Below are 13273 nucleotides of genomic sequence, written 5' to 3'. Positions count from 1 at the left end.
GTCGCAGGGATGAAAATTTATCGTCCACTGTGGAACGAGGGGGCATTGCTGTCCCCTCAGCAGTTCCAGCAGCAGGCAGAATGGGAATCGTTTCGCAGTGCCGGGGTATCGGCTCTGGCGTCTCCCTTCCCGTGGGGAGTGGAAAAGGTCGAGTTTGATGACAACCTGCTTTCATCGGGACTGATCCAGATTTCACAACTGCGGTTGTGGCTGGAAGATGGTTCTCTTATCGACACTCAATGCAGTGAGTTACCCCCCGTTCCTCGTGAACTCGACCCCGCGCAACTTGCGGGTCTTGATATGGTCACGGTCGTCATCGCGCTGCCGTTGATGCAGTCAGGTGTGATCAATGTTCAGCAGGAAAGCGTACTTTCCGACAGACCGCTTCGCTACCGTGAAGAATGGGTGACGGTTCAGGATGCCTTCGGTGCTGAAGAAGAGTCGATGGCCGTGGCCCGTTTCAATTATTCCATCCGGTTTGCCCATGAGAGTAATGAATCCTGGAAAACCTGTCCGGTCGCCCGACTTATCCGGGACGGGCAGGGTGGATGGCGTCAGGACCCGGCGTTTATCCCGCCGCTGGCGTTGTTCTCCGCCAGCCCGACACTTCGTGAACGCCTGGTATTACTCAATCGCCAGCTTCGCTCCCGCCGCCAGCGTCTGATGTCAATGCGCCGTGAGAGCAACGAGCGCCTGGCTGATTTTGCGGTCGCTGACGTCTCGTTGTTCTGGCTCCTGAATGCCCTGAATTCCCACGCCCGGGTGCTGACAGAGTATGAACGTTTCCCGGCCCGACATCCCGAGCAGGTCTGGGCTGAGCTTGCTCGACTGGCTGGCAGCATGCTGACCTTTTCTCTGGAGCACGACCTGGATGCCATTCCCGGTTATGACCACGCAGAGCCGGTCAACGCATTCCCACCTCTGTTTGAGCTCATCACCGGCCTGCTGGAAGCCAGTCTTCCTTCAAGAGTCATTGCGCTCGAAATGTCCCGGCCTGATGACCAGACCTGGAAAGCCAGCTTGCATGATATTCGTTTACGTGAAGAAGCCGACCTGTATCTGTCTGTCCGTTCCGATATTCCCGCGTGGCAGATTGCTGATCGCTTCCCGGCACTTTGCCAGGCAGGGTCACCTGATGACGTGAATGAAATTTACAGTGCCGCTCTGAAAGGTATTCCACTCATTCCTGTGAGCCGAGTGCCTGCCGCGTTACCGGTGCGGATGGAAAACCAGTATTTCGCCCTCGACATGGAAAGTGCTGCGGCCCGTGAGATGCAGGAGCAGGGTGTATGCATGTTCTATGTGCCTGCATTGCTTGGGAAACTGGAGCTTGAACTCTTTGCGGTGCTGCGCTCATGAGACAGGACATCGATATCGACCAACTGATGGCGGAAACCTGGCTGACCGTCACCATGCTGAAGAAGGGTGCGGTCACTCCCGATGGCACAGCGCTGTATGAAAAGTGCATCCGGCAGGTGGAAAGCGTTCGTGAAGCCCTGGAACGTGCCGGGTATGACGAGGCCAGCATTGACCATATCTCCTATGCCCAGTGTGCCCTGCTGGATGAAGCAGTAATGGCGAGAAAACCTGATAAACCCGAAGAGGGAGAAGAAATCACCCTTGATGCCGGTCAGATAGCCTGGCGTAAAGCACCGCTTCAGGCCCGTTTTTTTGGCTCGCTACGTGCTGGAGAAGCGTTATGGGATCGCATTGCCGAAGTCCTTCGCCAGCCAGCACCCATTAGCGCGGTTCTGATCTGCTATCACCGGGTTATTGCACTGGGTTTTCAGGGACTATACAGCCTGAAGGCAGTGAGCCAGACGCAGCGTGATGAAGTGATCAAAGCCCTGACTGAACGTGTTCCTCAGCCTGACGCGGGCTTGTCTCTGGTGGTTCACCGGACCGGTAAACATCGCTACAGTCTGATGCGCTCAGTCTGGTTCTGGATTGTGCTGGCGGTCATATTGACTGGCGTTGTCTGGTGGGGTGGGCATCTGTGGCTTCAGGCGCTGTTGTCGGCGCACATTCCGGAGCTGCCACGTTAATGCGTAAATCAGTCATCGTCCCGGTTGTCTTACATACCCTGGTAGGGTCTGCGGTGTTGCTGTGGCTACTCTGGTATTTCATTCCCGTTAGTCACGTCTCTAAAAGCCTGGCTACGGTGATACTTTTCATTGTTGCTGGCTGGATTGTCTGGAAAAACTGCCGATTTCGCGCACCGCAGGCTGATGGTTCAGAAGCATCAGTCGAATTGCCATTACTTGATACACAAGGACCAGTCGTACTGGTATGTGGTGATGGTCTTGACGAGATATTTCAGGGGCAACAACTCAGAAAAACCGCTCAGGGCTGGTGGTATAGGGCGGGAGATGTCAGCCGGTTAACGGATATTGTGCGCAGCATTCTGGTGCAGCAACCCCGCCAGGCTGGACAGCTTTCCGTGATGTATGCCTGTCTGCCGGACCAGCATCAGGATGAGGCTGTCTTACGCTCGGCACTGAAGACACTCCGTCAGCAGGTCAGGCAGATGAAAGCGCTGACCGGATTTGCGTTGCCGGTGGTGGTGAGCTGTGAGTTTTCAGGACCCGCCACACCCTGGGTGATCGTGCGCGGAGACAGTCCGGTCGTGTGTCCGCCTGATGAATCCCCTCAGGCACTCGTTGACTGGCAGCAGACGGAAAATAATCTGATGGTATTGCCGGTTCTCAGCCAGGCATTCGCGTTTATTCGGGAAACCTTGCTGGATGAACTGGATAAAGCAGATCGGTTGACGCCCCCCGTCCGCCCATTTGCCGTGACCCTGCGCTCTGGTGCCGACAGGCCGGAGCCCCAGTCTGTCTGGTCACAGTGGCTGTATCTGCGTTCCTGTTTGCAGTTCCCATCTGTGGTCGTCGTCAATGACGCTGCCAGCCGCTTTCCCGATGCGGTTCTGCCGTTGCTGGCTCCTTTTGCTTCCCCGATACAGGGAGGTCAGCGTACCCGCCGTGTTGTCCTGTTGATGTGGCTGTGTTCACTTGCCGCTCTGGGCTTTTCTGCGACGAATAACCGGGATCTGATCCGCCAGGTGAGTACCGATTTACAGCGCTGGTCCGCCATTCCGATGAATCATTACGTCCCTAAAGCACAGTCGCTTGCAGCGCTGAAACAGGATGCACTTCTGCTTGAACGCTGGCAGCGGCAGGGTGAACCGCTGCGTTACAGTCTGGGCTATTACCCGGGGCAACGCCTGTGGCTGGCACTGCAACAGGCGATTGATACGTATGTTCCTCCCCCGGCTCCGAAACTTAAGCCTGTTCCAAAAATTGTCCGTCTTGACAGCATGTCGCTGTTTGATTCCGGCAAAGCGTTACTTAAAGACGGTTCTACCAAAATCCTCGTCAATGCACTGGTGGGCATCAAAGCCAAACCGGGCTGGCTGATCGTTGTTAGCGGTCACACAGACAACACCGGCAGTGTGTCACTTAACCAGAGCCTGTCATTGCAACGAGCCGAATCCGTTCGCAACTGGATGCGGGATACCGGCGATGTACCGGAAAGTTGTTTTGCGGTGCAGGGCTACGGCGACAACCGTCCGATTGCTTCAAACGATACGCCTGATGGCCGTGCGCATAACCGGCGTGTCGAGATCAGTCTGGTGCCACAGGCCGATGCCTGTCGCATTCCGGGCGAAAAACCAGCGTCACCGGATGTACGTGGCGTTTCAACTCAAGAAATGGAGAAGTAAATCATGGCAATTCCAGTCTATCTGTGGCTGAAAGATGACGGCGGCGCGGACATTAAAGGTTCTGTTGACGTTAAAGACCGCGAAGGCAGCATCGAAGTGGTTGCGCAGGAACACAACCTGTACATCCCGACCGACAATAACACCGGCAAACTGACGGGCACCCGTATCCACACCCCGTTCCTCTTTACTAAAGAGATCGACTCTTCAAGCCCGTACCTTTACAAGGCTGTGACCACCGGTCAGACCCTGAAATCTGCGGAGTTCAAGTGGTACAAAATCAACGACGCGGGCCAGGAAGTTGAATATTTCAACACCAAGCTTGAGAACGTTAAATTGGTGAAAGTCGCACCAAAAATGCACGACATCAAAGACCCGTCTTACGAGAAGCACAACCATCTCGAAGCGATTGAACTGCGCTACGAGAAAATCACCTGGACTTACAAAGACGGCAACATCATTCATTCCGATTCCTGGAACGAACGCACTACCGCGTAATGCCCGACCGGGCTGGCGAAAGCCAGCCCGTGAGGTGGCTTTTGCTGTCATCTGCCCGGGTGACAGCAAAAGTTACTTTTAATTCTGCCCTTTGACCTCGTGCGCTTTGGTCTCCTTATCAAAAGGAACAGCGATGGGCGGTAGCGTGTCCTGAACGATCAGAAAAGAGAGATACAGATATGGAAAGTCAGTCCGCCGTTTTGCTCCGCCGCCTCAACCCGTACTGTGCGAAAGCGCTCGAGGGTGCGGCCTCACTGTGTCAGACACGAGCCCATGCAGAAATCACCCCTGAGCACTGGCTGTTAAAGCTGCTGGAGCAGGGAGAAGGGGATCTGACCGTACTCGCTCGTCGCTATGAGTGGGATATGGATGCTGTCTGGCAAAGCCTGCTGGCGCACCTTGACGCACAACCCCGCTCGGTACGCAGCCGTCCGGAGCTGTCAGCCTCCCTTCAGTCGTTGCTGAAGCAATCATGGCTTGCTACGACACTTGCCGGTGATGAACAGATCCGCAGTGTGCATCTGCTGACCGCCATGATTGAAACACCAGGGCTTGCTCGTTGCGACGGTCTGTGGCCGTTAATGACCCTGACCACCAGCCAGCTGGAGAGGTTGCGTCCCATTCTGGAAGCGCAGTCGGATGAACGGCCGGAGGCGCTGATACAGGAGCCTGTCGGTAATGTGAAATTCATCGGCAGGGCAATAAATACGGTCGAGGGAGCACACGGTCAGGCGTCAGGTAAGCAACCCGATTTAAGCCAGGAAGAGGCGGTGCTTAACCGGTTTACGGTGGATGTCACGGCCCGGGCGCGTGAAGGCAAAATTGATCCGGTTTTTGGCCGCGATAATGAAATTCGCCAGATGGTGGATATTCTGTCCCGTCGCCGTAAGAACAACCCGATTCTGGTCGGTGAACCCGGTGTGGGTAAAACTGCCCTGGTTGAAGGGCTGGCGCTGCGTATTGCTGAGGGGAATGTGCCGGAAAGTCTGAAGCCGGTGATTGTCAGAACCCTCGACCTTGGCTTATTACAGGCAGGTGCTGGCGTAAAAGGGGAATTCGAACAACGGCTGAAAAACATTATCGACGCGGTGCAACATTCTCCGGTGCCGGTGCTGGTATTTATTGACGAGGCCCATACGATCATTGGAGCCGGGAATCAGGCGGGGGGCGCGGATGCGGCTAACCTGCTGAAGCCTGCTCTGGCCCGTGGCGAACTGCGCACCATCGCCGCCACCACCTGGAGCGAGTACAAGCAATATTTTGAGCGTGACGCCGCACTCGAACGCCGTTTCCAGATGGTCAAGGTCGATGAGCCTGATGATGATACCGCCTGCCTGATGTTGCGTGGTCTCAAATCCCGCTACGCCGAACACCATGGTGTGCATATTACCGGCGAGGCAGTTCGTGCGGCCGTAACACTGTCCCGCCGTTATCTGACGGGGCGGCAGTTGCCCGATAAAGCGGTGGATTTGCTGGATACCGCAGCAGCCCGTGTGCGGATGAGCCTGGACACGCTGCCGGAACAGCTTACCCGTTTGCAGGCTGAACTCGCCTCGCTTGCAATGGAGCAACAGGAGTTGCTGGAAGATATTGCGCTGGGTAATGCCGTGGACTCTTCCCGTCTGCCGCAGATCGAACAGCTTACGTCTGAGCTGAATCTACAACAGGTGTCCCTTCTTGCTCAGTTCGAAACCGAAAAGCGGCTGACTGAACAACTGAAGGAATGTCGCGGTGATATCAGCCGTCAGGAAGAACTCGCCGCAATCCAGTCCGAATTGTCTACGGCGCAAAACAACAGCCCGTTGCTGGGATTAGATGTGGATGTCCGCACTGTAGCGACAGTGATTGCTGACTGGACGGGCGTCCCGCTTTCATCACTGATGAAAGATGAGCAGACCGAACTGCTGACACTGGAAGAGCAGCTGGCAACACGCGTGGTCGGCCAGGGCGCGGCACTCAATGCCATTGCTCAGCGTCTTCGTGCCTCGAAAACGGGTCTGACGCCTGAGAACGGGCCGCAGGGTGTCTTTTTACTGGTGGGGCCAAGCGGTGTGGGGAAAACCGAAACCGCACTGGCACTGGCGGACGTGATGTATGGCGGTGAGAAATCGCTGATCACCATTAACCTCTCTGAATACCAGGAACCACACACCGTCAGCCAGTTAAAAGGCTCGCCTCCAGGCTATGTGGGTTACGGTCAGGGCGGCATTCTCACCGAAGCGGTGCGTAAGCGCCCATACAGCGTGGTCCTGCTTGATGAGGTGGAAAAGGCCCACCGGGATGTGATGAACCTGTTTTACCAGGTGTTTGATCGTGGCTTTATGCGGGACGGGGAAGGGCGTGAAATAGACTTCCGTAATACCGTCATTCTGATGACCTCCAATCTCGGCAGCGACCCGCTGATGCAGCTGGTTGACGAACAACCGGACGTAACGGAAAGCGACCTGCAAGAACTTCTGCGCCCGATACTGCGCGATCATTTCCAGCCTGCACTGCTGGCCCGTTTCCAGACGGTGATATTCCGTCCGCTGGCTCAGGATGCGATGCGTACCATCGTTGGCATGAAACTCGCTCAGGTCAGCCGCCGCCTGCAACGTCACTACGGCATTACCACGCATATTGATGACAGTCTCAGCGATATGCTGACGTCTGCCTGCCTGTTGCCGGATACGGGGGCCCGTAACGTTGACAGCCTCCTGAATCAACAAATCCTGCCGGTGCTGAGCCAGCAGTTACTGAGCCATATGGCCGCAAAACGTAAGCCGTCTTCCCTGTCGCTCAACTGGGACGAAGAAGAAGGCATTGTGCTGGAGTTTAACGGGCAGACCGAAGGAATTCCGTCATGAGCAGTTCTTTGATAAACGATGCGGCAAGCCTGGTGAAACAGCTGCTGGGTCAGTCCCGTTACCGGATGGACGTGCATGGCTGTAGTGAATTTCTTGATGTGCTGAACTTCAGTTCGGTCGAGTCACTGAGCCAGCCCTGGCGTTATGATATATCCGTGACCTGCGCAACACCGGATATCGGCAGTGATGCGGTACTGTTAAAACCAGCATCCTTCACCCTTCAGACGCCGATGTTTACCGGTGCTCCCGCTATTCCGGTGCGTACTGTTTATGGTGTGGTGGAGTCGTTTGAACGACTCTCCACCTCAAAAGAGGATACCGTTTACGCCCTGGCACTGGTCCCGCGAATTGCCCAGTTAGCGCATACGAAGGGCTGCGAAATTTTCCTTAACCAGTCTGTTACCGAAGTCGTTGAGCAGGTATTGCGTAAGCACGGGCTGGAAGGGGCGGACTTTGAATTCCGCCTTTCCCGTGAGTACCTGGCCCGGGAACTGATTACCCAGTGGCGGGAGACTGACCTGGAATTTATTCAGCGTCTGCTGGCTGAAGTGGGTATTTTCTGGCGTTTCGAAATGGATGCCCGTCTTGAACAGGATGTGGTGATTTTCCAGGATACCCAGGAGCAGTATCAGTTTGGTGTGACCCTGCCGTTACGAAACCAGGCTGGCATGAGCGACAGTGGGCAGGAAAGCATCTGGGATATTCACACGGCTTATCATGTTGTCAGTGGCGGTGTGGCGACACGGGATTACAACTACCGTGATGCGCTGACACCTAAAGACAGCACAGAGAGCATCAGTGGCAAAGAAGGCATCACGACTGGGGAAACCTACCACTACGCAGAACCGTTCCTGACTGAGGGTGATACAGAAAGCACCGAGACCGGCGCTTACTTTGCCCGTCTGCGGCATGAACGCATCCTTAATGCCCAGTACACCGTCAGTGGGTCTACCTCCAGCCCTCATCTGGCTCCCGGTCAGGTACTGGAAACCGATGCCAGCCTGCCGGATGTGGTGAAAGAGGGCATTGTTATCACCACGGTACGTGCCAGCGGCTCCCGCCAGGACAGTTTCCAGATGATGTTTGAGGGGATTCCGTACAGTGAAACCGTCTGCTATCGACCGGTACTGCTTAAGCGGCCGGTGATTTCCGGCTCGCTGCCTGCACGCGTTGAGAGTACCCAGAAAGGCGATACGTATGCCTGGCTGGATGAGCAGGGGCGCTACCGGGTAAAACTGGACTTTGACCGCAACAGCAGCGAGCAGGGCTATGCCTATCTGTGGCTGCGGATGGCAAAGCCGTATGCCGGTGATACCTATGGCTGGCATGCACCTTTACTCGATGGCACCGAAGTGTCGGTGGTGTTTGACAGCGGCGACCCGGACAGGCCGTATATTTCACACGCGATGCACGACTCAGAACACCCTGACCACGTCACCAGCGACAACCACACACGCAATATCTGGCGCACTCCGGCGAACAACAAGCTGCGGATGGAGGATAAGCGGGGCGAGGAGCATATCAAGCTCGGGACGGAATACGGCAAAACCCAACTCAATATGGGGCATCTGGTCAACGGCCAGCGTGAACAACGCGGTACCGGCTTTGAACTGCGAACGGATGAATTCGGCGCGGTCCGTGCCGCCAAAGGCATTTACCTGACGGCAGACGGGCAGTCAAAAGCCCAGGGGCCGGTGCTGGAAATGACGCCTGCGGTAAACCAGATAAACCAGGCCAACAGCCAGATGCAGTCGCTGAACAGTGCCGCTGATGCGGCCGGGGCACTGGTGTCTGATATCAGCACCCAGATTAGCCTGGTGTCAGACAAGCTCAAAAATCTCCAGTCTGCCGTAATACTGGCAACCGCTCCCCAGGGCGTGGCTTTTACCTCGGGTGAACATCTCCAGATGAGCAGCACGAAGAATACGATGATTAACGCCGGTCAGCACCTCGATATGGGTGCAATGAAAAACCTGTCAGTGACGGTTGAAAAGGCACTGGGGCTGTTTGTACATAAAGAAGGGGCAAAGCTTGTCGCCAACCAGGGGGATATTGAAATTCAGGCACAGCACAACACCATGGCGTTGTTCTCGCAAAAGCAACTCATGGTCACCAGTAGTGATGACGAAATCATTATCACCACCCCGAAAACACTGACGCTGAATGGCGGTGGCACCTACGTGAAGCTGAGTGCGAACGGAATAGAGCATGGTTCAACCGGGGATTTCATTATGAAAACAGCGAGCTATCTGGTCCCGGGTGCTGGTGCCAACATGCCTGCTGAAGCCCCCAAATTTAATGTGACTGATATTACCCAGGCCAATCTGGTGACCAGCAAATCCTTTAACGACTGAGATGACGACATGTGCTCCTTAGTATCTAATATTCGAAACTCCATCATATATATTTTCGTCTTAATGTTTTCACAGTTGGCTTTTGCAACTGGAAATACTGTTACTGAAAATACAGTCATTAATTTTTATAAAGCATACCTGAGTGATGACTCTGCAAATGATAGCTCCATAGTCAGTAAATATGTTTCTGATGAACTCATGAAAAGCATTAACGATTCAACCATGTGTAATTATGATTCTGACGATTCTGTTTCAGCCGCCGATTTAGAGAAATTGTGCGCAAAGAAACATGAATGCAAGGCATATAAAGGAAATTACCTTTGCGACTGGTACGGCGTCTGGGTGGAATCAGACGTCAATTACTTTACTAAATCACAAGATGTCTACCCTTCATGGAAATCCAGTATTAAAACCAGCACCGTTCGACAAAATGCCCAGCAATCAGTGATTGATGTCGTTTTGGGGGAGGGTAAGGAGACCTCGAGCTCGCTCCAGGTCACGCTGAAGAAAGATGGCGTTAACTGGAAAATCAGTAGCGTAACGGAATGAAGAGGCTGGATTTATGTGGAATAACGGTGCGTCAGTAAGTTATATAAATAGTCACGTTGAACCGAGAAGTCTTGGTAATTGTGCCGCATATGTCAGAAGAGCAGTTGAAGCAGGAGGTGTGCATATCCAAATCCCTCCCCCAAGAATTGGGAATTCAGCTTCCGCATGTGATTATGGTCCCTCCCTTGTATCAGTCGGTTTTAAACAGGTTTATGCCTACACAGGAACAGGGCCGACAGATACAACAATAATCCCGGGGCAGCAAACTGGAGATGTCGTCGTCATTCAACCCATCGATGGGCACCCACATGGGCATATTGCTTTATTTAATGGGACTAACTGGGTTTCGGATTTTATTCAGTTAAGAGGTTTTTACCCAGGCCAGCAATACAGAATTGCGAAGCCAGCTTATACACTTTATCGATATACAGATAACGCAGTAACCGATGAGAAAAAAATTGATAGCACACATCTCATTAAAATAGTCTGGCCGATCCCGTCCAACAATCGGGGAAGTGAATTTGCTAACCAGGAAGAGATCCTTTCTCATGTAGGCGGAGAATCTACCGGTTTATATATGATTGGTCGTAATGGTATGTGGCACGGCGGAATCCATATCACCAGCGCTACCACGCCATGGTGTGGCCTAAGCGGTAAGGCGGCTTCCGAGAGGATAGATTTCCCGGTACCCTTTAAAGGTGAGCAAGCCGTGCGGTGTATGGCTGACGGGGAAGTTGTTGCCTACCGAGTCTGCAAAGATTACATGCAGATTAAATGGGAAACCGGTCCGCTCAGTATTTCCGGCTCATTTGTACTGGTGAAGCATTATATTCAACCGGGCAAGAAAGAAGAAAGTGGGTTGCATTTTTATACCCTGTACATGCACCTGGCTCCCTACTCGGCCTACACAGTCAACCCAGCAGAAACAAAATGGACCGTAAAATATACACTTTCGGCTTACGATCCTGAATGGGTGATGACGGCCAGCACAAATAACAAAGACACCAGCGAAAGCTATAAAAAAGGGACTATGCCCAAAGGTGCCATTGTTGAATGGGACAAAACGGACAGCAGCCTCCATACCGTTGCCTACAACAAACGGGAATATGGTCTTGTGACCTATGTTGGCCTCACTGAGGATGCCCAACAGAGAGGAAAAAAAACAACACTGAAGCCTGGTCAGCAATACTGGGTGTTGGTGGATAAAAATAACATATCTCCAGGTACTGACGGTGTAGACCAGCCTTCGTGGTGGCAGCAGTTGTTACCGCCAGCTAAAGAAATCATGAAGTTTGATCAGGTAGTGTGTCCAGCGCCCTATGCTATCAGTGCCGGTGATCCTGTAGGGCATATGGGTTACTATCAGGCGGCGAAAGATGGCGGTTATGAGCCCCGTTATCAGGTTCATATCGAGTGCATGAGCATGGATGATAATCTGGAGAAATTTCTGACTAATCCTGAAAAGGTTGGCGAGAAAAATCCTCTCTATCTGAAGTATTCTCCCGGACTCGAACTGTTTAAAAAGGATGTCGCAACTGGAACATTCACTCAGGATAAAATGACAGAACGGACGGGGATTCTGACGTTGAGTCAGGTTACAACAGACTCAGATAAGACAACGAAGCAGGAATACTGGCAACTGCGGCCTGAGAATGCGTATGTGCAAAAAGGACAGGCTGAGCCTGAGCTTTTGTCCCTGTACGATCTGGCAAAACTGGGATTCCGGACGGAAATCGCAGAGCCGTCGAGTTTTGATTACCTGGATGGCAAAACCCAGCCGACTGGTTTTTTCCGCAGTGTTATAGATTCCCTGCACAGTGCAGCGCAGGACGATACCCGCGCCAGTCATGCACTGGTGAAGCATAATTATCAACGGCTTCTGGATAAAATTGACAGCGGAGCAACAGATTATTCAAGCCTGGAATACGCAAGTGCTTTTCATAACCCGGATTATCGCGATGTCACCCTGAAAACGATAGTCAAACATCCAAGTGACTGGTATTTCAAAAAAGACGATGCCATCTGGCAACCATTCCTGAATGCACTGAAGAAAGAAGCACCTGAATGGAAGAAATACAGTGAAGCGTTTCTTGACCAGATGGCCTGGATGCAGGATGTGACAACAGAAAAACTAGGGGCTTCATTGTGGCATATGCATCCAATTGCTTTTCTGGGTTCGCTGAAGCCATATCTAACTATAGATTGGCGCAATCTTACTAAGCAACAATTTGTCGATGCGGTGTATGCAGAAGCTTTAAAGGACGAAAAGCTATCTGGAATACCAGCACCTGTTACTACAGCACAGGCAATTGAAGAATCTAATTATGGAAAGAAAGTTATGGTGGATATTAACTCAAGTCGCTATAGCTATAATCTTTTCGGAATAAAAGCGAAGGATGATCAAGACTATGTGGAAAACTGGACCTCAGAATATGTAAATGGAAAGAAAATAAAAATCATTGATGAATTCGCAGCTTATAATTCATTTGAGGAAAGCATATCTGACCGCGCTAGATTTTTAAAAGAGAATAAACGCTACGCATCATTATTTACTAGTGACGACCCAATTAAATGGGCCAAAGGTCTACAAGAAAAGGGATATGCAACCAACCCTGACTACGCAAAAAACTTAATTGCAATAATGAAAGGTAGTTATATGAAAAGCAGAGGTTTAAAATGATAAAGATATCCCTAACTTTCGTTGCGTTGATTATATGTGCAAATGCGAGCGCGAACACTCAGTGTGAAACACTTAAAAATAAATCAGAGAAAGAACAAGCATATTTAGATAAATCCAAAAACATATTTGAGGTTGTGTCGAAAGGACGGTTGTATTTTAATAATGCACCGAGTAATGAATGTAAAGTTAAGAGCTTATTTTTAGTTCCTGGCGACAAAGTAATTGGTTACTCAGAATATAATGGCTTCACGTCTGTTGCATATTTTAAAGAGGATGGTGACTCAGTTGATGGATGGCTAGATACATCTCAACTAAAAAATACAGGCTTATCTAATGGACCATCCGGTGAAGAACAAATGGTGTTTAACATGTTACCGGAGATTATAGCCAAAAATAAGTTAACTTCACTTCCGAATAAGTGTCTTAAATTTAACCTAAACGATAAAGATGAGAAGTATTACACTACAGTTGTTTCAAGGGCCAACGGTGAAGAATGTATAAACAATGATGTACTCCCATTTACTATTCTGGTTAAAAGAAATACATTGGAAGTTTACTCGAACCAAGGTCATGCGAGTGATGAATTCCGTTCATTAGAACCCGCATCATCAAAATAAAATTGATT

At 51.7% G+C, this 13273-nt stretch carries 9 protein-coding genes; all 9 read left to right on the top strand.

Annotation, left to right across the window (positions count from 1 at the left end; translation table 11 throughout):
* Positions 1-9 precede the first annotated feature (9 nt).
* The 9 genes from tssK to DY231_RS23870 all read left to right on the top strand — a co-directional run bounded on the left by tssK (position 10) and on the right by DY231_RS23870 (position 13265).
* Positions 10-1359, top strand: coding sequence for a type VI secretion system baseplate subunit TssK (gene tssK, locus DY231_RS23910; protein WP_115631985.1), 1350 nt, complete (start codon positions 10-12; stop codon positions 1357-1359).
* Entirely contained in the window at positions 1356-2045 is a 690-nt protein-coding gene (gene tssL, locus DY231_RS23905; protein ID WP_115631984.1) for a type VI secretion system protein TssL, short form, read from the top strand. Before tssK ends, tssL begins: the two co-directional genes overlap by 4 nt.
* On the top strand, positions 2045-3724 hold the full coding sequence (locus tag DY231_RS23900; RefSeq protein WP_115631983.1) for an OmpA family protein: 1680 nt from the start codon (positions 2045-2047) through the stop codon (positions 3722-3724). Before tssL ends, DY231_RS23900 begins: the two co-directional genes overlap by 1 nt.
* Before the next feature lie 3 nt (positions 3725-3727).
* A complete protein-coding gene (gene hcp, locus DY231_RS23895; protein ID WP_115631982.1) occupies positions 3728-4219 on the top strand; it encodes a type VI secretion system effector Hcp in 492 nt (163 codons plus the stop codon).
* 179 nt (positions 4220-4398) lie between these two features.
* Complete coding sequence (gene tssH, locus DY231_RS23890) at positions 4399-7065, top strand: type VI secretion system ATPase TssH (RefSeq protein ID WP_115631981.1); 2667 nt, start codon at positions 4399-4401, stop codon at positions 7063-7065.
* The gene (locus DY231_RS23885; protein WP_115631980.1) at positions 7062-9419 is read left to right on the top strand and encodes a type VI secretion system Vgr family protein; all 2358 of its coding nucleotides are present in this window, start codon (positions 7062-7064) and stop codon (positions 9417-9419) included. Before tssH ends, DY231_RS23885 begins: the two co-directional genes overlap by 4 nt.
* A gap of 75 nt (positions 9420-9494) precedes the next feature.
* The gene (locus DY231_RS23880) at positions 9495-9968 is read left to right on the top strand and encodes a DUF3828 domain-containing protein (RefSeq protein ID WP_256682728.1); all 474 of its coding nucleotides are present in this window, start codon (positions 9495-9497) and stop codon (positions 9966-9968) included.
* A gap of 13 nt (positions 9969-9981) precedes the next feature.
* A complete protein-coding gene (locus DY231_RS23875; RefSeq protein WP_115631978.1) occupies positions 9982-12648 on the top strand; it encodes a glycoside hydrolase family 73 protein in 2667 nt (888 codons plus the stop codon).
* Positions 12645-13265 (top strand): hypothetical protein, encoded by a 621-nt coding sequence (locus DY231_RS23870; RefSeq protein ID WP_115631977.1) that lies wholly within the window; start codon positions 12645-12647, stop codon positions 13263-13265. The genes DY231_RS23875 and DY231_RS23870 overlap by 4 nt, the downstream gene beginning before the upstream one ends.
* The last annotated feature ends 8 nt before the right edge of the window (positions 13266-13273 follow it).

This window comes from Buttiauxella agrestis, from assembly GCF_900446255.1.
In the GTDB taxonomy this organism is placed as follows: domain Bacteria; phylum Pseudomonadota; class Gammaproteobacteria; order Enterobacterales; family Enterobacteriaceae; genus Buttiauxella; species Buttiauxella agrestis.
This window is presented reverse-complemented; position numbering and strand designations above follow the sequence as displayed.